We start from the raw sequence: 21,027 nt of genomic DNA on the forward strand, positions 1-21,027 counted from the left end.
CATATAAATATTTAAAAACAAGATAAAAAAATTGATTTATAAAACGAAAATCTTACTTATTATTAGTCTGCTATTTTTCTTTGGATGTACTAAAAATACAGATCAAAAAAATGAATTGGCTAATGAAACCAGTCCGTATTTATTACAACATGCCAACAACCCTGTACATTGGAAAGCTTGGAATAACAAAACCTTAGAACTTGCTAAAAAAGAAAATAAATTAATTGTTATTTCTATAGGATACTCTGCTTGCCATTGGTGCCATGTTATGGAAGAAGAAAGTTTTGAAAACGATTCTATAGCCAAAATAATGAATGAAAATTTTATTAATATTAAGGTAGATAGAGAAGAAAGACCAGATATTGATCAAATTTATATGAATGCAGTACAATTAATGACAGGTAGCGGAGGCTGGCCTCTAAATTGTATTGCTTTACCAGATGGAAGGCCCATTTTTGGCGGCACTTATTTTACCAAAGAACAATGGAAAGATGTGTTACAAAACATCTCTAAACTTTACAAAGACACCCCAGAAAAAGCAATTGACTATGCAACAAAATTAACTGAAGGCATAAAAAATTCTGAATTAATTACGCTTAAAAAAAATAATATCAATTTTAAAAAAACGGATATTCAACAAGCTGTATGGCAATGGCAACAAAATTTTGATACCATTTACGGAGGTTCAAAAGACAGCCCTAAGTTTCCTATGCCAAATTCATTGGATTATTTATTGAGATATGCCCATCAATTTAATGATAAAAAGGTTCAAAATCATATAAATAATACGCTTAAAAAATTAGCTTTTGGCGGTATTTACGATCAAATTAATGGTGGTTTTTCTAGATATGCTACAGATACAAAATGGCATATTCCTCATTTTGAAAAAATGCTTTACGATAACGCACAACTTGTTAGTCTTTACGCAAAAGCATATCAACAAAGTAAAAACCCACTTTATAAAAATGTTATTGAAGAAACTTTAAATTTTGTAAAACAAGAGTTAACAGACAAAAATGGCACGTTTTTTTCTTCTTTAGATGCCGATAGTAAAAACGAAAATAATCAACTAGAAGAAGGCGCATATTATTATTGGACTGAAAAAGAACTACAAAATTTAATCAAAAAAAATTATACTTTATTTAAAGACTATTATAATATAAATAATTTTGGCTTATGGGAAAAAGAGAGATATGTACTCATTAAAACTTCTTCGGATGAAGATTTTTCTAAAAAGCATAAAATAACTACGGATGAACTTACCAAAATCATTAAAAATTGGAAAGAAACACTAAAAGAAGCAAGAAATAAAAAAAGAAAGCCAAATTTAGATGATAAAGTTTTAACTTCTTGGAATGCCTTAATGATAAAAGGATACACAGATGCTTACAAAGCTTTAAAAAATGAGGATTATTTAAAATCGGCATTAAAAAACGCCAATTTTATTTTAACAAATCAGTTACAAAAAGACGGAAACCTATACAGAAATTATAAAAATGGAAAGAGCTCTATAAATGCCTTTTCTGAAGATTACGCTACTTTAATTGCTGCTTTTTTAAACCTTTACGAGGTTACTTTAGATGAAAAATGGTTAGTTCAATCAAAAAAAATAATGGATTTTACATTATCAAACTTTTTTAATAAAGAGAATGGTATGTTCTATTTTACATCTAATAAAAACAACAACCTAATTTCTAGAAAAGTTAAGGTAATCGACAATGTTATAGCTTCATCAAACTCCATTTTAGCAAATAGTTTATTTAAACTTAGCCTTTATTATGCAGATGCAAACTACAATAATATTGCTCAACAAATGATGAGTAACCTATATACCGATGTTTTAGAAAGTCCTTCAGGTTATAGCAATTGGTTACACCTAATGACCAATTACACCAACCCTTTTTACGAGATAGCAACTGTTGGACAAGAAGCATTATTAAAAAACAATGACTTGCTAGATTTATATATTCCAAACGTAATTATTGCAGGAGACACTGCCACAAATAATACCATTCCATTATTAAAAGACAAGTTTATTGAAGATGAAACTTACATCTATGTCTGTAATTTTGGAACTTGTAAATTGCCTCAAAAACAAATTAGCAAAGCCATTAAATTCATTAAAAAATAGCCTTTTATTAAAATTTCTTCATCCATCAATTTAAAACTTAACACACTTTAATTCAAAGATTTTTGATTGACAAAATAAAATGTTTAACTTATCTGTAAATAAGTTAAACATTTTGTATCTTTGTTGTAAATAAATAAATTATGGCTGCAGAAAATCAATTATCAAAAGAAAATATTATTTCCTCTTATATGGAATTTGTGTTAGAAAACAATCATCAACCAAAATCTGTATTTAGTTTTGCTAAAGAAAATGATTTTGAAGAGAGTGATTTCTACAAGTTTTACACTTCTTTTGAAGCAATAGAAGAAGCTATATTTTCAGAATTTTTTCATCATACAATTCAAGTTTTAGCAAAAAGTGAGGATTATGAAAATTTTGATGCTAGAAACAAACTATTAAGTTTTTACTTTACTTTTTTCGAAATGTTAACAGCTAACAGAAGTTATGTTGTTTATGCTCTTGAAAACAGTAAAAAGGATTTTAAAAAATTAAAATCACTTAAAAAATTACGTCAAGATTTCATTACATATATCAACAATTTGGGAATTGAAAAACTAGATTTAAAGCAAGAAAAACTAGAAAAAATTCAGGATAAAACCATTCAAGAATCTTCTTGGTTTCATTTATTAGTAACAATGAAATTTTGGTTAGATGACACCTCTGCATCCTTTGAAAAAACAGATCTTTTTATTGAAAAATCTATCAATGCTCGTTTTGACTTAATGGATATAAAACCACTAAAAAGCATCATCGATTTTGGAAAATTCATCCTAAAAGAAAAAGTTAACTTTAATTAAAAGCCTATGAAAACAATAGATTCTATACCAACTTCTAAAATACAAAGGGCTTCTAAATTGGTTACAACAGGAGCAAAAATTGGCGTGAATTACCTTAAATATTATGGTGATAAAATGACCAAAACAGAAGATGAAGCCAAAGCAAAATTAAACGAAAATAATGCGGAAGATATTTATGATGGTTTAAAACAATTAAAAGGTAGTGCCTTAAAAGTTGCTCAAATGTTGAGTATGGAAAAAAGCATTTTACCACAGGCTTATGTAGAAAAATTTTCGCTCTCTCAGTTTTCTGTTCCTCCCCTATCACCTGCTTTAGTTACCAAAACTTTTAAAAATTATTTTGGTAAAAATCCGAATGAAATTTATGATAAATTCAATTCAGTTTCTGTAAATGCTGCCAGTATTGGTCAAGTACACAAAGCTGAAAAAGATGGCAAAAAATTGGCTGTTAAAATTCAATATCCTGGAGTTGCAGAAAGTATTGCATCAGATTTGGCTTTGGTAAAACCAATTGCCATTAAAATGTTTAATATTAAAGGAAAAGATTCTGATAAATATTTTAAAGAAGTAGAAAATAAATTAGTTGAAGAAACAAATTACGTTTTAGAAGTTGAGCAAAGCAAAGCCATTGTTGCAGCTTGTGCTCACATTCCTAATTTAAAATTCCCTAATTATTATGCTGATTTATCTTCGGATAGAATTATAACTATGGATTGGATGAATGGTGTTCATTTATCTGAATTTTACACAGACAATCAAGAAGTTGCCAATAAATTAGGACAAGCTTTATGGGATTTTTATATGTTTCAAATCCATAAATTAAAGAAAGTGCACGCAGATCCACATCCTGGAAACTTTTTAATATCACCAGAAAACGAATTAATTGTAATTGATTTTGGCTGTATGAAAACGATTCCAAATAGTTTTTATGTGCCTTATTTTGAATTGGCAAAACAAGAAAATATTTCTAATCCTACATATTTTGAAGAAAAATTATTTGAGTTAGAAATTTTACGCGAAGATGATTCTAAAGAAGAATTAGATTTTTTTAGAGCAATGTTCCACGAAATGTTAAGCTTATTTACGCAACCTTTTCAACAAGAAAAATTCGATTTTTCTGATGAAGTTTTCTTTGGCAAAATATCAGACTTAGGTCAGAAATATGCAAAAAGTACAGAGCTTAAAAATATGAATGGCAACAGAGGTTCTAAACATTTTATTTACATCAACAGAACATTTTTTGGGTTGTATAATTTAATGCACGATTTAAAAGCAAAAAATGTAATAATCAATAATTTTAATAATTTATAATGGCGTTTTTTAATTTTGATGACATCAATTCTTTAGAAAAAATTTATAAGATAAACCTTATAAACAGTTGCTCTGGCTTTAAATCTGCAAATTTAATTGGTTCAATTTCTAAAGATGGCAATACAAACGTAGCTGTATTTAGCTCTGTAACGCATTTGGGCTCAAATCCACCAACTTTAGGTTTTATTTTAAGACCAACTACAGTTCCAAGAAATACACATCAAAATATAAAAGAGGTTGGTTATTTTACCATCAATCACATTTGGGAAGAAATTATTGAAGAAGCACATCATACTTCTGCAAAATATCCAAAAGAAATTTCTGAATTTGATATGACAAATTTAAAACCGGAATTTAAAGGCGAATTTAAAGCTCCTTTTGTAAAGAATGCGCCAGTACAAATGAATATGAAATTTGTAGAAGAAATTTATGTTCCTTCTAATGATATAATGTTGATTGTTGCGCAAATTCAGGAATTATATATCAATGATGAATTGTTAGAAGAAGATGGTTTAATCAATTTATCTAAAGGAAATATTGCTGCAATAAATGGCTTAGATACGTATACAATTCCGAAGTTTAAAAAGCAACTTTCTTATCAAAGACCAAAATTAACAAACAGCTTATGAAAATTCTCGTAACAGGTGCAACTGGTTATATAGGTAAACGTTTAATTCCGTTATTATTAAACGATAGCCATACCATTATATGCCCTGTTAGAGATAAAAAAAGAGCTGAAAATTATTACAAAGAACAAAAAAACATAGCGCTTTTTGAAGCTGATTTTTTAAATATAGAATCGTTAAAAAACATTCCTAAAGATATAGATGCTGCTTATTATTTAATTCATTCTATGTCTAATTCTGCAAAAGAATTTCACGTTTTAGAAGAAAAATGTGCCTTTAATTTTAAACGATTTGCAGAATCTACATCCATAAAACAAGTAATTTATTTAAGCGGAATTACAAATGACACAAAACTTTCTAAACACTTATTATCAAGAAAAAATGTTGAAAACACTTTAGCTTCTAAAAAATATGCTTTAACCACTTTTAAAGCCGGAATTATTGTGGGTTCTGGGAGTTCATCTTTCGAAATTATTAGAGACTTGGTAGAAAAACTGCCAGCAATGATTGCACCTAAATGGTTAAATACCAAAACGCAACCTTTAGCCATAAGAGATGTTTTATCATTCTTACACAAAGCTTTAGCTAAAAAAGAATTGTACAATACTTCTTACGATATTTTTGGCCCAGAAATTTTGACTTATAAAGAAATGCTCCTACAATTTGCAGCAGTTAGAAAACTAAAAAGATCGATTTTAACTGTACCTGTAATGACTGCAAAATTGTCTTCCTATTGGTTATATTTTGTAACCTCAACTTCATACAAATTAGCATCTTCTTTAGTAAACTCAATGGGTGTAGAAGTTATTGGCAAGAAGAGTAACATCAATCAAATTCTCGACATCAACCCAATGTCTTACAAAAAAGCTGTACAGTTGGCTTTCAATAAAATTGAACAAAATAGCATTATTTCTAGCTGGAAAGATTCTTACATAAGTAGTGGAAAACTTAAAAATTACGTTGATGAATTTATCAATGTTCCAAAATATGGATGTTTTAGAGATTTTAAGAAAAGAAATGTAAAAGACAAAGAGCGCGCTTTAAATAGAATTTGGGCAATTGGTGGAGAAACAGGCTGGTATTATGGCACTTTTCTTTGGAAAATTCGTGGTTTTTTCGATCAAATTTTTGGAGGCGCAGGTTTACGTAGAGGAAGAAGACATCCAACAGAATTAAATGCTGGTGATGCTTTAGATTTTTGGCGCGTAATTTATGCAGATAAAGAAAAAGGCAAACTATTACTCTACGCAGAAATGATTTTACCAGGTGAAGCTTGGTTAGAATTTAAAATCGAAAAAGGAATTTTATACCAAACTGCCACTTTTAGACCGCGTGGTTTAGCAGGAAGATTGTATTGGTACGCAGTAATGCCTTTTCATTGGTTTGTTTTTAACGGAATGATAAACAACATCAATAAATAATTTTGAAAAAAGAAAATCTTCCTTCTAAAGATTGCCCAGTTTGTAACAGACCTTTTAACTGGCGCAAAAAGTGGGAAAAGAATTGGGAAAACGTTAAATATTGCAGCGAAAAATGCAGGAGAAACAAAACACAAATGGCTTAATATGGTTTCGTAATAATTTACGAACAACTGATAATGTTTCTTTACAAAAAGCTATTAATCAAAATAAAAAAGTAATTGCTGTCTATTTTTTTGATCCAAAATATTTTAGTGTTGATTTCTTCGGATTTAAAAAAACTGAGAAATTTAGAGCGCAATTTTTAATTGAAACTATCAGCAATTTAAAACAAAGTTTAACCCAATTAAATATTACACTCCTTACCTATTTTGATGCTCCAGAAAATAAAATTTCTGCTTTGTGTGATGAATTTTCTGTGGATGCTATCTACACTCAAAAAGAATGGACTACAGAAGAAGTTGACACCAATAATACCATCAAAAAAAGCATAAAAAGTGATGTGAAACTTATTGAAGATTTCGATCAGTTTTTATATCATCCAGAAACAGTTTCTAACAATTCTACTAATATTCCTGATGTTTTTACGCAATTCAGAAAAAAGCTAGAAAAGTATGTTCGCATTCAAGAAGTTGTATGTGTTAATCCACTTTCTGAAACAAATAAAATTGAAAATACAACTGAAATTCCGAGTTTAAAAGATTTGGGTTTTTCTAATTTTGAAATGCATCCTAAAACTGCTTTTTCTTTTAAAGGTGGAGAAACTGAAGCTTTAAAAAGATTAAACTACTATTTGTTTGATAGCAAAAAAGTAAGCTTTTACAAAAAAAATAGAAATGGTTTAGTAGGTAAAGATTATTCTACAAAATTTTCTCCTTGGTTGGCAAATGGTAGTTTATCAGCAAAAACAATTTATCATCAAGTAAAAAAATACGAAACCAAATTTGGCAAAAATCAATCTACTTATTGGGTAATTTTTGAGTTGATTTGGCGAGATTATTTCAAATATATTTCTTTAAAATACAATACTAAAATTTTTAAAATTGGCGGAATTCTAGACAGAAATTATCATTGGAATACCGATAAAAACAGCATACAAAATTGGATAAATGGAGAAACCAAAGACGATTTTGTAAACGCAAATATGCTAGAACTGAAAAACACAGGCTGGATGAGCAACAGAGGCAGACAAAATGTGGCTTCTTATTTTGCTAAAGAATTACTACAAGATTGGCGAATTGGAGCAGCCTATTTTGAATCTATGTTATTAGATTATGATGTGCACAGCAATTATGGTAATTGGATGTATGTTGCTGGCGTTGGTAATGACCCAAGAGACAGAAAATTCAACACACAATTACAAGCAGAACGTTATGATGCCAGCTATAAATTTAGAAATTTATGGTTAGAAAAAACTTTGTTTTAAATGAATAATAAAGAAATACATATTATTTTTCCTCATCAATTATTTAAAACTTCTGAAGTTCTAGATGTAGCTGATCACATCATTTTAGTTGAAGAATATTTGTTTTTTAATCAGTATAAATTTCATCAACAAAAAATTAGTTTTCATAGAGCTACAATGAAAGCTTATGAAAATTTTTTAATTGAATCTGGTAAAAAAGTTCAATACATAGAAGCCATAAACGAATTATCTGATATTAGAAAATTACTACCAAATCTAGAAAAAAAGGGTGTTACAAAAGTTCATTTTATAGACCCTACAGATAATTGGTTGCAGAAACACATCCATCAAAAAAAAGGAAATTTAGAAATAGTTTGGTACAATAACCCTTTATTTATCAATACAAAAGAAGAATTAGCTAACTTTTTTAAACCATCAAAAAAGAAATATTTTCAAACTTCTTTTTACAAATCCGAAAGAAAAAAAAGAGATATTTTAATGGATGGAAAAAATCCTGCTGGTGGTAAATGGACGTTTGATGATGAAAACCGAAAAAAATATCCGAAAGGAAAAAATGCACCACATATTCAATTTCCTGCACAAAGCAAATATCATAAAGAAGCGATTGAATATGTAAACTTAAATTTTGCTAATAATTATGGAAAATTTAGTGATTTTGTGGTGTATCCTGTTGATTTTAAATCCGCAGAAAAATGGTTGACTGATTTTTTTGAAATCCGTTTTCACGAATTTGGCAATTATGAAGATGCTATTGTTAAAGAAGAACATTTTTTAAATCACAGTTTGTTATCACCTTTAATTAATGTAGGCTTATTAAATCCGTTAGAAGTTATAGAAAAAGCAATTGAATTTGCTCATAAAAATGATATTCCTATCAATTCTACTGAAGGTTTTGTGCGTCAAATTTTAGGTTGGCGCGAATTTATTAGAGGCGTTTACGAAGCAAAAGGAACTGAAGAACGCACTAAAAATTTCTGGAAATTTTCTAGAAAAATTCCTAAATCGTTTTACAATGGCACAACAGGAATTTTACCTGTAGACAATGTTATTAAAAAAGTAAACAAAACTGCTTACGCACATCACATAGAACGTTTAATGATTTTAGGAAACTTTATGGTTTTGTGTGAGTTTGATCCTGATGAAGTGTACCAATGGTTTATGGAACTTTTTATTGATGCTTATGATTGGGTTATGGTGCCCAATGTATATGGAATGAGTTTGTTTGCAGATGGTGGTTTAATGAGCACAAAACCGTATATAAGCAGCAGTAATTATCTTATGAAAATGAGTAATTACAAAAAAGGTAGTTGGCAAGCTACTTGGGATGGTTTGTTTTGGACGTTTATGGACAAACACAGAACATTCTTTTTAAGCAACCCAAGATTAGGAATGCTAATTAGGACTTTCGACAAAATGGCACAAGATAAAAAGGAAATACATTTTAATAATGCTGCCAAATTTTTTAAGCAATTAGACAATGAGTAACAGAGAAAAAATAAATATTGTTTGGTTAAAACGCGATTTACGTTTGCAAGATAATGAGGCAATTTACAATGCTTTACAGTCTAAAAAACGTGTTTTATGTATCTATGTTTTTGAGAATTCTTTAATTGATAATGCTCATTACAGTAAACGTCATTGGGATTTTATAAAACAATCCATCATAGATCTTAATGAAGATTTAGAACAGTACAACACAAAAATTCTTGCGGTAAATTCAGAAGTAATTACGGTTTTTAATCAATTACAAAGTTATTTTAAAATAGATACTGTTTTTTCGCATCAAGAAACAGGATTATTAATTACTTATAATAGAGATAAAGATTTTAAAAGATACTGCAGAAACAACAACATCAATTGGATAGAAAACAATAATAATGGTGTTTTAAGAGGATTATTAAACAGAGAAAATTGGTTTGAAAAATGGGATGAATATATGAATTCGCCTGAGTTAAAATATACTTTTGATACAGAAAATTTAATCACTGTTGATGAAATAAAAGACTTAGAAAAAAGTTTTATTGTAACCAATTTACAAACCGAAAAACATCCGTATTTTCAAAAAGGAGGCACAAAAATGGCTTGGAGGTATGCCAATGGTTTTTTTAAAGAAAGGCATAAAAACTATATGTACCATATTTCTAAACCAGCTTTATCTCGAGAAAGTTCTAGCAGGTTATCTCCTTATATAGCTTGGGGAAATGTTTCTATTCGTCAAATTTATCAAAAAGCACAAGATATTATTACTGATGAAAACAAAAGACATTTAGGTGCATTTATTTCTAGATTAAGATGGCAGGCACATTTTATTCAAAAGTTTGAAATGGAGCACACAATGGAAGAAGCAAGTGTAAATAAAGGCTATCATAAATTAAAGAAACATCTGTCTAAAGCCTATCAAAAAGCTTGGAAAGAAGGTCAAACTGGATTCCCTTTAGTAGATGCGAGTATGCGTTGTTTGGTAGAAACTGGTTACTTAAATTTTAGAATGCGCTCTATGTTGGTTTCATTTTTTACACATATTTTATGGCAACCTTGGCAAGATGCTACACATCATTTATCAAAACAATTTTTAGATTTTGAACCTGGTATACATTTTCCTCAATTACAAATGCAAGCTGCTGAAACAGGTATCAATAACATCAGAATTTACAATCCTATAAAAAATAGTTTAGAACACGATGCAGATGCCACTTTTATAAAAAAATGGGTACCAGAATTGGCAAATTTACCTTTGGCTTTTATTCACGAGCCTTATTTAATGACTCCTATGGATGAGCAATTCAATAATTTTAAATTGGGAGAAAATTACCCTTTTCCTATTGTTGATGGCAAAACTGCCAGAAAAAAAGCAAGCGATGTTCTTTTTGCTATGCGAACAAATCCAGAGGTAATTTCAGAAAATTATAGGATTCTAAAAAAGCACACTTTATCCGACAGAAAAAGAATGCTAAACACAGATTAACACAAAGTAATTGAACAAATTATAATGCTTTGTTAATTTTTGTTTAACTATTTGCTTATTTTATTAAACATTATTATATTTGATGTGTAAATGATTTATAATACCACACATACAAATAAAGAAGCTAAAGCGATGTTTAATGATTTATTAGGCAAGCCTTTCTCGTTTTTACAATCGATAAAAATGAAAGGAACTGGTTCTAAAAGAATGATGATAGATGAAGTTAGCCCAAGTTTCTTAAAATATATGAATTCGGTTGCTGATATTAATTATGGAAACATTGAACTAAGAGAAAAAGGGATTTTATTACACATAAATAAAGGCTTGCAAAATTTTAGTTGGGCAATTCCTTTTTATCAATTACACACGTATAAAACTTCTGGTTTTAGCATTCACGCTCAAGGTAATTTTGTTCGTTTTAAAAACAATAAATTATTGAAAGAAAACAAGAAGTTTCTCGACAAAATAATCAACCTAAAAATAGAAAACGACAAAGAGTACGATTTCTATGATGTTATAAATTAATTCTATTGATGATGAAGTTAGATGGAATAGCAATTGATAGAATAATAGAGATGGCTTGGGAAGACCGCACAACTTTTGATGCCATTAAATTTCAATTCGGATTAAAAGAACAAGAAGTTATTGATTTAATGCGAAAAGAAATGAGAACCTCCAGTTTTAAAATGTGGAGGAAAAGAGTGCAAGGAAGAAAAACAAAACACGAAAAATTAAGAACATTTGCAAAAGGGAGATTTAAATGTTCTAGACAAAAATCAATATCAAATAACTCTATAGCAAAAAGATAAAAACAGTGCTTTGCTTTTAAGATTAGGGTACTTAAAGACAGCACATTAAAAAGACAAAATGATGATTACAGAAGTAGTACTTAAAGAAAAACAAACAGACCAAAAATTAAATGGCTTTTCGTTCGAACAAATTGGAGACGACCATTTATATACTGGTTTAGAAACCCCAATAAAAAAAGATGCTTTCTTACTTTCTAATGATGAAAAGAAAGAAAAAATTGCAGATTTATTTTCTGAAATTATGGATGTAATGGGTCTAGATTTAACGGATGATTCTTTACAAGGAACCCCAAAGAGAGTTGCGAAAATGTATATTGATGAAATTTTCTCAGGATTAAACCCTGCCAATAAACCAAAAGTGGCATTGTTTGACAATAAATACCAGTACAATCAAATGTTGGTAGAAAAAAATATTACTTTTTATTCTAATTGCGAGCATCATTTTGTGCCCATTATTGGTAAAGCACACGTTGCTTATATTTCATCTGGTAAAGTTATTGGTTTATCAAAATTAAATAGAATTGTACAGTATTATGCCAAAAGACCACAAGTACAAGAACGATTAACAAATCAAATTGCAGAAGAATTAAAAAACATATTAGAAACAGAAGATGTTGCTGTTATTATAGACGCAAAACATCTATGTGTATCATCTAGAGGCATTAAAGATGATACTTCATCCACAGTAACCTCTTACTTTGGTGGTAAATTTAACAACCAAGATAAAATTCTTGAATTACAAAACACATTAAAATATTAAGTTATGGAACTTATTGAAAAAGCACTAGAATTCGAAAAAAGAAAAATGAGATTCCCAACTACAAGCGACAGAATCTTAGCAGCAAGAGAAGCAAAATCTTTAATCTTAAATTTAAACGAAGTTTATAAAAAGAGTAAAGACAAAAATATAATGGACATTATGAAACGTTTAACAGCCATTAAGCAAAGAATTGAAAAGCGTTTAAAAGGGAAACCACTTACTGCAGCATAATATTTTCAGATTTTCCTTGCAATTCTAACTTTTATAATTATATTGCCAAATTAGATAAAAGAGAGAAACCAAAGAATGAATTTATTAGAAAGAGCTGTAGAGTTTGAGAACAGAAAATTCTCATTTAAAACAACAAGTGATAGAATATTGGCCTCAAGAGAGGTTAAAGCTTTAATATTAGAGCTTAATGAAGTATACAAACAAGATAAAGATCCAGAAATAATGGATCAAATGAAGCGCTTAACCGCAGTTAAACAAAAAATTGAAAAGCGCTTAAAAGGAAGACCTTAGAGCAAATGAATAAAATTTTAATTATTGGAGGAAGCAAAGGAATTGGTAATTCAATTATCAATGCTTTGGTTAATGAAAACAAAATTATTAACATTAGCAGAACTGCGCCTTTGCAGCCTCACAGTAATTTAACACACCATCCGTGTGATATTCTTATAGATGATTTACCAAATATAGAAGAAATAGATAAGTTAATCTATTGTCCTGGTAGTATCAATTTAAAACCAATTTCTAGACTAAAATTAGAGGATTTCAGAAGCGATTTTGAAATTAACGTAATTGGTGCTGTAAGAGCAATTCAACATTATTTACCTTCTTTAAAAAAAGGAAACAATCCTTCTATACTCTTGTTTAGCACAGTTGCTGCAAAATTAGGAATGCCTTTTCACGCAAGCGTTGCTGCAGCAAAATCTGCTGTAGAAGGTTTAACCAAATCTTTAGGTGCAGAATTTGCACCAACAATTCGTGTTAATGCAATTGCACCTACTGTAACTGATACAGATTTGGCTGCTAAATTATTACGTAACGAACGTTTAATAGATAGCATTAAAGAGCGTCATCCTCTTAAAAAATTCTTGGCTCCAAATGAAGTTGCAGATCTAGCTACTTTTTTAATTTCTGATAAAGCAAAATCTATATCTGGTCAAATTTTTGAGTTAGACTGTGGTATTGTAAGTTTTAAAATATAACAACATTTATGACCGATATTTATAACATAGAGATGAATAGTCTCCAGAATAATCCTATACAATTATCAGATTTTAAAGGGAAATACATCTTATTTGTGAATGTGGCTTCTAAATGCGGATTTACACCTCAGTACAAAGATTTAGAAACATTGTCTCAAGAATTCAAAGACAAATTAGTTGTTATTGGAGTTCCTTGTAATCAATTTGGTAAACAAGAACCTGGAGAAGCTAATGAAATTGAAGAATTTTGTGAAGTAAATTACGGAGTTTCTTTCTTAATAACAGAAAAAGTTGATGTTAAAGGTATTAACCAACATCCTTTATACAGCTGGCTAACAAATAAAGATTTTAATGGTAAAAAAAGTTCTTCTGTAAAATGGAACTTCCAAAAATACTTGGTTTCTCCAGAAGGTAAATTAATTGATTATTATTTTTCAATTACAAAACCATTAAGTTCTAAAATTACAAAACACTTAAAATAGTAAGAATGTTTGGCTTATTTAAAAAGAAATCAGAAATAGAAAAGCTTCAAGAAAAATATAAAAAATTGATGGAAGAAGCCTTTAAATTACAATCAATAAATAGAAGCGATAGCGATCAAAAATATTTAGAAGCAGATCAACTTTTAAAGAAAATAGAAGTTTTACAAGCAAAATAAGTATGAAACAATTAAAACTTACTTTTTTATTTTTAGTGATTAATTTTGGAGGATTAGCAATTGGTAGTTGGTTAATGAATAATGGCCCAACTTCAGATTGGTACACGAATTTAAATCAAGCTCCTTGGACACCTCCAGGTTGGGCTTTTGGTGTAGCTTGGACTCTAATAATGATTTTTTTCTCTATTTATTTATCCAAACTATTTATTAAGGAAAATTCTTTGAAAATGAAAATTATTTTTCTTTTTCAATTTATTTTAAATGTAAGTTGGAACTACATTTTCTTTAATAAACATCTAGTACTGTTTGGCTTAATTACCATTATGTTATTAACGGCTCTACTATTTAATTATTTTTTTAAATTGAGTACTAAAGTTAGTAATTATAAATATTTACTTTTACCCTATATGATTTGGTTGTGCATTGCCAATTCTTTAAATCTTTACATTTTAATTCATAATTAAATGATAAAAAGTAGTATGAATAACGTACAAAATATTGAAAATAATATAGCTGATTTAAGAACAAAACTTAAAGAACATAAACTCTATAAAAACTTAAATTCTTTAGATGATATTAAGATTTTTATGGAAAACCACGTGTATGCTGTTTGGGACTTTATGTCGCTTTTAAAAAGTTTACAAAACCATTTAACTAATGTCGATATTCCTTGGACACCACCAAAAAATCCGACTTTATCTCGTTTTATAAACGAAATTGTTCGAGAAGAAGAAAGTGATGTAAATGAAAATGGAGTACCTAAAAGTCATTTTGAGATGTACATTGATGCCATGCAGCAAATTGGTGCAAAAACGGATAAAATAGATACTTTTATAAACTTAATTTCTGAGGGTAATCCATTAACTTATACATTTAGTGAAACACAGTTAAATCAAAAAGTGGTAGATTTTTTAAAATTCACATTTTCTATTATTGATACTAAAGAACCACATTTAATAGCTGCAGCTTTTACTTTTGGTAGAGAAGATATTATACCAGATATGTTTATAGAAATTCTACAAAATGCTGATGCAGAAAATAAATTATACTACAAATTAAAGTATTATTTAAAAAGGCATATTGAACTTGATGGAGATGAACACGGACCACTTTCTTTAAAAATGGTTGCAGAACTTTGTGGTAATGATAATGAAAAATGGAAAAATGCAACTATTGTTGCTAGAAAAGCTTTATTAAAAAGAATTGAACTTTGGGACGGAATTAACGATTTAATTAAAAATCAAGAATCGAATAATACCAAACCCATTTTAAAATAAACAACATTGAAAATCTATACCTTACATAAGAAACAAAACTTACCAATTTCTTTAGAAAAAGCTTGGGAATTTTTATCAAGCCCAAAAAATCTAAAAACAATTACGCCAAATTATATGAGTTTTGATATTATTTCTGATATAGATAAACCTATGTATTCTGGACAAATTATTCAATATATTGTTACTCCAATTCTTGGAATAAAAACAAAATGGGTTACCGAAATTACACACGTAAAAGAACTAAAATATTTTGTAGATGAGCAACGTTTTGGACCTTATGCTTTATGGCATCACAAACATTTTATCAATAAAATTGATGGTGGTGTAGAAATGGAAGATATTATAGATTACAAAGTACCTATGGGCATTTTAGGGCAAATGGTGCAACCTTTTTTAGTAAAACCAAAATTGGAAGAAATATTTGCATATCGTCAAAAAAAATTAGTTGAACTTTTTGGGGAATACAAACAATAATTTCTGTAAAAAATTTAAAATGAAATCAGCAATTACTATCTTTTGGTTTAGAAGAGATTTACGTTTAAATGATAACTGCGGATTATATCACGCATTAAAATCAAGTAAAAACGTTTTACCTATTTTTATTTTTGATGATGATATTTTATCAAAATTACCAAAAGATGATGCTCGTGTAACTTTTATTCATCAAGAGTTAGAAAACATCAATAATCATTTAAAAAAAGTTGGAAGTTCTTTGGCTGTTTTTAAAGGAAAACCAAAAGAAATTTATCAAAAATTATCCGCAAAATATAATATTGATAGTGTTTTTACAAACCACGATTATGAACCTTATGCTAAAACTAGAGATTTAGAAATTAAAGACTTTTTAGCATCAAAAAAAATTGATTTTAAAACTTACAAAGACCAAGTAATTTTTGAAAGAAACGAGATTGTAAAACAAGATGGAACAGCGTACAAAGTTTACACTCCTTATTCTAAAAAATGGTTAGAAGCGCTTCAATTTAAAGGACTTCAATTTTATCCGTCAGAAGAAAATTTAGGCAATTTTATCAAAAATGAAAATCATTCTTTTTTAAGTTTATCAGATATTGGTTTTACAAAATCTAACATCAAAGTAGCTTCTTTCAAAGTCTCATCAAAATTAATTGATGATTATGAAGAAACTAGAAATTTCCCAGCAAAAGATGCTACATCAAAATTAGGTACACATTTACGTTTTGGTACTGTTAGTATCAGAAAAATGGTAGAAAAGGGGCAAAAAAGTAATAATATTACTTTCTTAAAAGAATTAATTTGGCGCGAATTTTTTATGCAAATTCTATGGCATTTTCCACATACTGTAAACGCTAGTTTTAAACCAAAATACGATAGAATTATTTGGCGAAATAATGAGACAGAATTTAATGCTTGGTGCAAAGGAAAAACTGGTTATCCATTGGTTGATGCTGGTATGCGTGAGTTGAACAAAACTGGTTTTATGCACAATAGAGTGCGCATGTTAGTAGGTAGTTTTTTATGCAAACATTTGCTAATTGATTGGAAATGGGGCGAAGCTTATTTTGCAGAAAAATTACACGATTACGAAATGGCAAGTAACATTGGTAATTGGCAATGGGTTGCTGGTTCTGGTGTAGATGCTTCTCCTTATTTTAGAATTTTTAACCCAACAACACAAATTAAAAAGTTTGATAAAGACTTACAATACATTAAAAAATGGGTGCCAGAATTTGAAGAATTAACATACGCTAAAGAAATTGTAGAACATAAAGCAGCTAGAGAACGTTGCTTAAAAGTGTATAAAGAAGCTGTTTCTTAATGAACTGAAATGCTTAAAATTGTCATTTTTTTAAATAAATAAAACTAACAATTATTTAAACTTTTATATTTCATTTTTTTATAACTTTAAGCAATCACTAAAAACTTAAAATTATGAATACATTAGAAGTAGCAAAAAAATGGCAGCAAATGTGCCAAGAAGGTAAAAATTTAGAATGCATAGAAGAACTTTATGCAGATAATATTGTTAGTAAAGAAATGCCTGGTGTACCTTATGGTGAAGTACTTACAGGCAAAAAAGAGGTTTTAGAGAAAAGCAAACAGTGGTTAGATGATGTTATTGAATTTCATAGTGGAGAAATTTCTGATCCTGTTGTTGCTGATAACTATTTTACCAGTAAAATGAGCTTTGATGTGACATTTAAAAGCAGAGGTAGACAACAAATGGAAGAAGTTTGCGTTTTTAGTGTAGAAGATGGCAAAATTGTTACGGAGCAATTTTTCTATTCGATGTAAAAATTATTATTCTTGACTTAAAAAGCTTCAATTTCTTGAAGCTTTTTTTTATACTTTTTATTAAAATTTTAAACTAAATTACAGTAGTTATCAACTAACAACAACCAGAACTAGGGCTACAACAAGAACTTTGTATTTCTGCTAACTTTACTTTAGGTTTAGCTTCAGGAATTCCGCAAGCATCTAATGCCAAACAAGCTGTAATTTTTGAGGTTAATAAAAAGTTTTTACCATCAAAATCTAAATTGTATTTGCCAATAGTTTCTTTGCCTTGGTATTCTACTTCAATTTCTAAATCATCAAACTTAAAAATACGTTCAGACAATTCAATAATTTTAACTAATTTCTCTGGATGCAATCTGTGATCATAATCATTTTCTTCCCAAAGTTGAAAATTAATAACAGTTTCGGTTCTTACTTTACCTCCACAATCTATAAAATCTTTTGTTATTCTACCCACTTCTGTTACGTGAAAATGTGCAGGAACTAACTCTCCATTTGGTAATTGAAAACCAATAGTTTTTAAGTTTTTTAGGTGATGTTTAATTTCTGATAATTTCATAATTTATTTTTTTAATTTTTTAACAACAACTTTCAGTTGGATTTTTACTTAAAAATTTACTCAATTTATTATTTATTTCTTTCCAATTTTCATCATCTATACAATAACAAACACTTGTACCTTCTATGGTTCCTTTTAAAATTCCTACTTTTTTTAATTCTTTTAAATGCTGAGAAATAGTGGGTTGTGCTAAACCAATTTCTTTTACTAAATCTCCACAAACACAAGATTTTAATTTGATGATATAATCTAAAATTGCAATTCTTGCTGGGTGTCCTAATACCTTTGCAATGGCTGCAATTTCATTTTGTTCGTCTGTAAATATTTCTGATTTAGTTAAGCCCATACTACTACATTTATTTATTGCAATATTACGATTAAGTAGATAAATAAAAAAATAAATCCTATTTTTTATTTAAATCAAACATATATCCCACAGAAATATTAAAAAAACTTGTTGTATTTAATTCTGTCTCGTTGGTAAATGCTTTCGGTAAATTTAAATTATACCCCAACTCAAAATCCCAAGAATTGGTAGAAATTGATAAAGGAATTGAAATTTGAGTGTTTAATAAATTAAAAACATCTTGTGTGTAAGTAAATGTTCTAAAACCAGAAGGAGTTAACCTTCTAACATCGAAACTAACAGTCTGATTTGCAATAATAAAACTAATATTTGGTCTAAGTCTTAAAGCAAAATTTGGTTTTCTTTTTAAATTGATATTGCCAAAAGTGTTAGAAACAAGTTGATAAGATTTATCTGTGCCAAATATATAAGAAGCTGCTAAAGTGCTACCTATTGTGCGTTTTGTGTTTCTGATTCCTAAACTAACATCAAAAGAATTTGTAAAAACATTGTAACCATCAGCATAAAAAAATCGAGTATAACCTAAATTATAGCTAACATTTTTAGTTTTACCTAGGGTATTAAAATAGCCTAAAGAAAGGCTGGTAAAATCCCAACTTGGGGCAAAATTTTGATAATAAATTCCGGAAATACTGGCATTAAAACCAGAAGAATGATAATAAGAAATTTGCGGAATTATATGAAACTGATCTGTGCCAGAATCTCTACCAGAAAAATAAGTATTGCTGTTGTAAGAAAGAGATGTGTATAAAAAATTATAAGAAAAATCACTCTCTAATAATTCGTCTAAAAATTGTTGATCATTAAAAAAAAGTTCATCAATTAAACCATCTAAATCGTCTAGATTATCTAAATTTTTATCTTGTGCATAAGAACAAAAAGAGGTTGCCATTGAAAACAATAGCAACCCATATACTTGTAAAGTTGTTTTTAATCCTTGATATAAATGCACCATAAATACCTAAAAGTTATTATATCCCCCGATTTCTAACTTTTTTATCTTTTTCGTTATTTATTCTTGGTCCATCTTTCAATTCTCCTCTATCTTTAGAATTTCTGATTTTATCAATTCGTTCTTTTAGCATTTTTCTTTGCTCGCTAGTTAAAGTCTTTCTAAAACTTTCTCTAGTTTTTCTTAAACGAACCTGCTGACTCTGAACCATATTTTTTTGATCTGCAGAAAAAGTAGCTACTAAACGTTGTTTCATTTCTGTTTTAGAAATAGTTTTATCTTTTAAAATAGCCAATTGTTCTGTGGTTAAAGATGCTTTAAAAGCCTCGCGATTTGTTTTCATTACTTCTCTTTCTTTCTGCAACAAATCAATTTGCTTTTGTGTAAGCTCTTTTTTAATCAAATTATAATTAGAATCTTGAGCAAAAAGTGTTGTATTAAATAGCATCAAACCTAAAAAGCTAACTGTTAATATGATGTTTTTTAATTTCATTTTTTTATTTTACACTACAAAAAATCTAAAGTACAAATTTACAAATTAAATTGAACAACTGTCTTTAGCAGCTTCATAAGCTGTTTCATCTGCAATTGTTTCTATTGTACCATCTCTATATTCAATATCTAATGGAAAAATTTTGGCTGGTTTTACAGTTGAATCTGGATTTGCTTTTTTCCATTCTCTTAATAATTTATAATCAGCTCTTTCTGTAACTTCGATTACTGTTCCATCTTCCATAGTAAAACTTACTGGCAATACCAATTTAAAACATTTTCTTCTGTCTTTACCTTTTTTACAAGAAGATCTTACAGAGGCTAACTCATCACTATCTAATAACGTTTGCACAGTATCATCTTCTAAAGTAACATCTACTGGGTATACCAATTCTGGTCTTTCAGTAGCATCTGGATTTGCTGCATACCAATCTTTCTTTAAACTCCAATCGTCTGCACTATTTAAAGTGATAGAAGAATCATCTGGCATTATTAAATCAATAGGATAAACAAACTCAAAACATTTACTTCTATGTTTTCCTCTTTTAGAACTTGTACTATTTAATTGACGGCCTTGTAAAGAAAAGAAAACATCAGTTTTTGTTTCTTCAAAAGAAAGATTATCAGAAACCAAAGCAACTTGATAACCTAATTCAGTAGCTAATTGTACAGTTTCTACAAAACTATCTGCTAAATCTCCATTTAATACTGATGACGTTGCTGAAGGTAAACTTGCTTCTTCTATTGTTGTTTTATCTGCACTTTCTATTTTTTCGATTAATTCTTCATCATCACTAACTACTACACTTTCAGTATCTGAACAAGATGTAAATAATAATGCTGATAAAATAAAAGCAGTTATTGTAAAAAACAAAATGCTAGATTTTAAAATGCTTTCTTTAGAAATTGTGGTCTTCATAATTTTAGTTTTTAATTAATTTTTGTTTCTAATTATTTAGAACTACAATTTTTAAAATAGTTTGAAAATTTTTTA

The 21,027-nt window shown here is 28.6% G+C and carries 27 protein-coding genes; 22 read left to right on the top strand and 5 right to left on the bottom strand.

Translation table 11 applies throughout. The features are described 5' to 3' along the window. The first annotated feature begins 31 nt into the window (after nt 1–31). The 22 genes from BW723_RS00470 to BW723_RS00570 all read left to right on the top strand — a co-directional run bounded on the left by BW723_RS00470 (nt 32) and on the right by BW723_RS00570 (nt 17,660). A complete protein-coding gene (locus tag BW723_RS00470; RefSeq protein ID WP_226789191.1) occupies nt 32–2,131 on the top strand; it encodes a thioredoxin domain-containing protein in 2,100 nt (699 codons plus the stop codon). A gap of 140 nt (nt 2,132–2,271) precedes the next feature. Then, nucleotides 2,272–2,928 (top strand): TetR family transcriptional regulator C-terminal domain-containing protein, encoded by a 657-nt coding sequence (locus BW723_RS00475; protein WP_068358619.1) that lies wholly within the window; start codon nt 2,272–2,274, stop codon nt 2,926–2,928. Between the two features lie 6 nt (nt 2,929–2,934). Further along, nucleotides 2,935–4,239 carry an ABC1 kinase family protein gene (locus tag BW723_RS00480; protein WP_068358621.1) on the top strand — a complete coding sequence of 435 codons (1,305 nt, stop codon included), beginning with the start codon at nt 2,935–2,937 and terminating at the stop codon, nt 4,237–4,239. Next, nucleotides 4,239–4,868, top strand: a complete 630-nt coding sequence (locus tag BW723_RS00485) for a flavin reductase family protein (protein ID WP_068358622.1) — start codon at nt 4,239–4,241, stop codon at nt 4,866–4,868. Before BW723_RS00480 ends, BW723_RS00485 begins: the two co-directional genes overlap by 1 nt. Continuing rightward, the gene (locus BW723_RS00490; protein ID WP_068358623.1) at nt 4,865–6,286 is read left to right on the top strand and encodes an SDR family oxidoreductase; all 1,422 of its coding nucleotides are present in this window, start codon (nt 4,865–4,867) and stop codon (nt 6,284–6,286) included. The genes BW723_RS00485 and BW723_RS00490 overlap by 4 nt, the downstream gene beginning before the upstream one ends. Nucleotides 6,287–6,288: 2 nt before the next feature. Further along, nucleotides 6,289–6,429, top strand: a complete 141-nt coding sequence (locus BW723_RS00495) for a DUF2256 domain-containing protein (RefSeq protein ID WP_076686290.1) — start codon at nt 6,289–6,291, stop codon at nt 6,427–6,429. Beyond that, complete coding sequence (locus tag BW723_RS00500; RefSeq protein ID WP_068358626.1) at nt 6,399–7,709, top strand: DASH family cryptochrome; 1,311 nt, start codon at nt 6,399–6,401, stop codon at nt 7,707–7,709. Before BW723_RS00495 ends, BW723_RS00500 begins: the two co-directional genes overlap by 31 nt. Next, a complete protein-coding gene (locus BW723_RS00505; protein ID WP_068358628.1) occupies nt 7,710–9,194 on the top strand; it encodes a cryptochrome/photolyase family protein in 1,485 nt (494 codons plus the stop codon). It abuts the gene before it with no gap. Further along, on the top strand, nt 9,187–10,674 hold the full coding sequence (locus BW723_RS00510) for a cryptochrome/deoxyribodipyrimidine photo-lyase family protein (protein ID WP_068358630.1): 1,488 nt from the start codon (nt 9,187–9,189) through the stop codon (nt 10,672–10,674). The genes BW723_RS00505 and BW723_RS00510 overlap by 8 nt, the downstream gene beginning before the upstream one ends. Before the next feature lie 90 nt (nt 10,675–10,764). Continuing rightward, complete coding sequence (locus BW723_RS00515) at nt 10,765–11,199, top strand: hypothetical protein (RefSeq protein ID WP_068358633.1); 435 nt, start codon at nt 10,765–10,767, stop codon at nt 11,197–11,199. Nucleotides 11,200–11,207: 8 nt separating this feature from the next. After that, nucleotides 11,208–11,483, top strand: coding sequence for a TIGR03643 family protein (locus BW723_RS00520; protein ID WP_068358638.1), 276 nt, complete (start codon nt 11,208–11,210; stop codon nt 11,481–11,483). A 61-nt stretch (nt 11,484–11,544) separates the two neighbouring features. After that, nucleotides 11,545–12,243, top strand: coding sequence for a GTP cyclohydrolase I FolE (gene folE, locus BW723_RS00525; protein WP_068358641.1), 699 nt, complete (start codon nt 11,545–11,547; stop codon nt 12,241–12,243). Nucleotides 12,244–12,246: 3 nt separating this feature from the next. Then, nucleotides 12,247–12,474, top strand: coding sequence for a hypothetical protein (locus BW723_RS00530; protein ID WP_068358643.1), 228 nt, complete (start codon nt 12,247–12,249; stop codon nt 12,472–12,474). A 75-nt stretch (nt 12,475–12,549) separates the two neighbouring features. Further along, on the top strand, nt 12,550–12,765 hold the full coding sequence (locus tag BW723_RS00535; RefSeq protein ID WP_068358645.1) for a hypothetical protein: 216 nt from the start codon (nt 12,550–12,552) through the stop codon (nt 12,763–12,765). Nucleotides 12,766–12,770: 5 nt separating this feature from the next. Next, nucleotides 12,771–13,454 (top strand): SDR family NAD(P)-dependent oxidoreductase, encoded by a 684-nt coding sequence (locus tag BW723_RS00540; RefSeq protein WP_068358647.1) that lies wholly within the window; start codon nt 12,771–12,773, stop codon nt 13,452–13,454. 8 nt (nt 13,455–13,462) lie between these two features. Further along, complete coding sequence (locus tag BW723_RS00545; protein ID WP_068358648.1) at nt 13,463–13,936, top strand: glutathione peroxidase; 474 nt, start codon at nt 13,463–13,465, stop codon at nt 13,934–13,936. A 5-nt stretch (nt 13,937–13,941) separates the two neighbouring features. Continuing rightward, nucleotides 13,942–14,112, top strand: a complete 171-nt coding sequence (locus BW723_RS17660; RefSeq protein WP_139059077.1) for a Lacal_2735 family protein — start codon at nt 13,942–13,944, stop codon at nt 14,110–14,112. 2 nt (nt 14,113–14,114) lie between these two features. Beyond that, the gene (locus BW723_RS00550) at nt 14,115–14,576 is read left to right on the top strand and encodes a TspO/MBR family protein (protein WP_068358652.1); all 462 of its coding nucleotides are present in this window, start codon (nt 14,115–14,117) and stop codon (nt 14,574–14,576) included. Nucleotides 14,577–14,591: 15 nt separating this feature from the next. Next, complete coding sequence (locus BW723_RS00555; RefSeq protein ID WP_068358739.1) at nt 14,592–15,389, top strand: DUF3050 domain-containing protein; 798 nt, start codon at nt 14,592–14,594, stop codon at nt 15,387–15,389. A 6-nt stretch (nt 15,390–15,395) separates the two neighbouring features. Beyond that, nucleotides 15,396–15,863: an SRPBCC family protein gene (locus BW723_RS00560; protein WP_068358654.1), complete on the top strand. Its 468-nt coding sequence runs from the start codon at nt 15,396–15,398 to the stop codon at nt 15,861–15,863. A 19-nt stretch (nt 15,864–15,882) separates the two neighbouring features. Next, a complete protein-coding gene (locus tag BW723_RS00565; RefSeq protein WP_068358742.1) occupies nt 15,883–17,184 on the top strand; it encodes a cryptochrome/photolyase family protein in 1,302 nt (433 codons plus the stop codon). A gap of 113 nt (nt 17,185–17,297) precedes the next feature. Then, nucleotides 17,298–17,660: a nuclear transport factor 2 family protein gene (locus BW723_RS00570; protein ID WP_068358657.1), complete on the top strand. Its 363-nt coding sequence runs from the start codon at nt 17,298–17,300 to the stop codon at nt 17,658–17,660. A gap of 94 nt (nt 17,661–17,754) precedes the next feature. On the opposite strand, the gene BW723_RS00575 is transcribed toward BW723_RS00570, so the two are convergent. From BW723_RS00575 to BW723_RS00595, 5 genes are all read right to left on the bottom strand, one after another. Next, nucleotides 17,755–18,222 carry a DUF6428 family protein gene (locus BW723_RS00575; RefSeq protein WP_068358659.1) on the bottom strand — a complete coding sequence of 156 codons (468 nt, stop codon included), beginning with the start codon at nt 18,220–18,222 and terminating at the stop codon, nt 17,755–17,757. A gap of 19 nt (nt 18,223–18,241) precedes the next feature. Then, complete coding sequence (locus BW723_RS00580; RefSeq protein ID WP_068358662.1) at nt 18,242–18,568, bottom strand: ArsR/SmtB family transcription factor; 327 nt, start codon at nt 18,566–18,568, stop codon at nt 18,242–18,244. Between the two features lie 58 nt (nt 18,569–18,626). Further along, nucleotides 18,627–19,481 carry a hypothetical protein gene (locus BW723_RS17600; RefSeq protein ID WP_162274026.1) on the bottom strand — a complete coding sequence of 285 codons (855 nt, stop codon included), beginning with the start codon at nt 19,479–19,481 and terminating at the stop codon, nt 18,627–18,629. 79 nt (nt 19,482–19,560) lie between these two features. After that, nucleotides 19,561–20,034: a hypothetical protein gene (locus BW723_RS00590; RefSeq protein WP_068358670.1), complete on the bottom strand. Its 474-nt coding sequence runs from the start codon at nt 20,032–20,034 to the stop codon at nt 19,561–19,563. A 45-nt stretch (nt 20,035–20,079) separates the two neighbouring features. Continuing rightward, nucleotides 20,080–20,952: a hypothetical protein gene (locus tag BW723_RS00595; protein WP_068358673.1), complete on the bottom strand. Its 873-nt coding sequence runs from the start codon at nt 20,950–20,952 to the stop codon at nt 20,080–20,082. Between the last annotated feature and the right edge of the window lie 75 nt (nt 20,953–21,027).

This window comes from Polaribacter reichenbachii (assembly GCF_001975665.1).
In the GTDB taxonomy this organism is placed as follows: domain Bacteria; phylum Bacteroidota; class Bacteroidia; order Flavobacteriales; family Flavobacteriaceae; genus Polaribacter; species Polaribacter reichenbachii.

Excerpts from the sequence above, each read along its gene's own strand:
- BW723_RS00475 (WP_068358619.1), top strand. The coding sequence starts at position 2,272 with ATGGCTGCAGAAAATCAATTATCAAAAGAAAATATTATTTCCTCTTAT.
- BW723_RS00555 (WP_068358739.1), top strand. The coding sequence starts at position 14,592 with ATGAATAACGTACAAAATATTGAAAATAATATAGCTGATTTAAGAACA.
- BW723_RS00565 (WP_068358742.1), top strand. The coding sequence starts at position 15,883 with ATGAAATCAGCAATTACTATCTTTTGGTTTAGAAGAGATTTACGTTTA.
- BW723_RS00530 (WP_068358643.1), top strand. The coding sequence starts at position 12,247 with ATGGAACTTATTGAAAAAGCACTAGAATTCGAAAAAAGAAAAATGAGA.
- folE (WP_068358641.1), top strand. The coding sequence starts at position 11,545 with ATGATTACAGAAGTAGTACTTAAAGAAAAACAAACAGACCAAAAATTA.
- BW723_RS00490 (WP_068358623.1), top strand. The coding sequence starts at position 4,865 with ATGAAAATTCTCGTAACAGGTGCAACTGGTTATATAGGTAAACGTTTA.
- BW723_RS00515 (WP_068358633.1), top strand. The coding sequence starts at position 10,765 with ATGATTTATAATACCACACATACAAATAAAGAAGCTAAAGCGATGTTT.
- BW723_RS00480 (WP_068358621.1), top strand. The coding sequence starts at position 2,935 with ATGAAAACAATAGATTCTATACCAACTTCTAAAATACAAAGGGCTTCT.
- BW723_RS00590 (WP_068358670.1), bottom strand. The coding sequence starts at position 20,034 with ATGAAATTAAAAAACATCATATTAACAGTTAGCTTTTTAGGTTTGATG.
- BW723_RS00550 (WP_068358652.1), top strand. The coding sequence starts at position 14,115 with ATGAAACAATTAAAACTTACTTTTTTATTTTTAGTGATTAATTTTGGA.
- BW723_RS00545 (WP_068358648.1), top strand. The coding sequence starts at position 13,463 with ATGACCGATATTTATAACATAGAGATGAATAGTCTCCAGAATAATCCT.
- BW723_RS00570 (WP_068358657.1), top strand. The coding sequence starts at position 17,298 with ATGAATACATTAGAAGTAGCAAAAAAATGGCAGCAAATGTGCCAAGAA.
- BW723_RS17660 (WP_139059077.1), top strand. The coding sequence starts at position 13,942 with ATGTTTGGCTTATTTAAAAAGAAATCAGAAATAGAAAAGCTTCAAGAA.
- BW723_RS00575 (WP_068358659.1), bottom strand. The coding sequence starts at position 18,222 with ATGAAATTATCAGAAATTAAACATCACCTAAAAAACTTAAAAACTATT.
- BW723_RS00520 (WP_068358638.1), top strand. The coding sequence starts at position 11,208 with ATGATGAAGTTAGATGGAATAGCAATTGATAGAATAATAGAGATGGCT.
- BW723_RS00535 (WP_068358645.1), top strand. The coding sequence starts at position 12,550 with ATGAATTTATTAGAAAGAGCTGTAGAGTTTGAGAACAGAAAATTCTCA.
- BW723_RS00580 (WP_068358662.1), bottom strand. The coding sequence starts at position 18,568 with ATGGGCTTAACTAAATCAGAAATATTTACAGACGAACAAAATGAAATT.
- BW723_RS00510 (WP_068358630.1), top strand. The coding sequence starts at position 9,187 with ATGAGTAACAGAGAAAAAATAAATATTGTTTGGTTAAAACGCGATTTA.
- BW723_RS00485 (WP_068358622.1), top strand. The coding sequence starts at position 4,239 with ATGGCGTTTTTTAATTTTGATGACATCAATTCTTTAGAAAAAATTTAT.
- BW723_RS00500 (WP_068358626.1), top strand. The coding sequence starts at position 6,399 with ATGCAGGAGAAACAAAACACAAATGGCTTAATATGGTTTCGTAATAAT.
- BW723_RS00595 (WP_068358673.1), bottom strand. The coding sequence starts at position 20,952 with ATGAAGACCACAATTTCTAAAGAAAGCATTTTAAAATCTAGCATTTTG.
- BW723_RS00540 (WP_068358647.1), top strand. The coding sequence starts at position 12,771 with ATGAATAAAATTTTAATTATTGGAGGAAGCAAAGGAATTGGTAATTCA.
- BW723_RS17600 (WP_162274026.1), bottom strand. The coding sequence starts at position 19,481 with ATGGCAACCTCTTTTTGTTCTTATGCACAAGATAAAAATTTAGATAAT.
- BW723_RS00505 (WP_068358628.1), top strand. The coding sequence starts at position 7,710 with ATGAATAATAAAGAAATACATATTATTTTTCCTCATCAATTATTTAAA.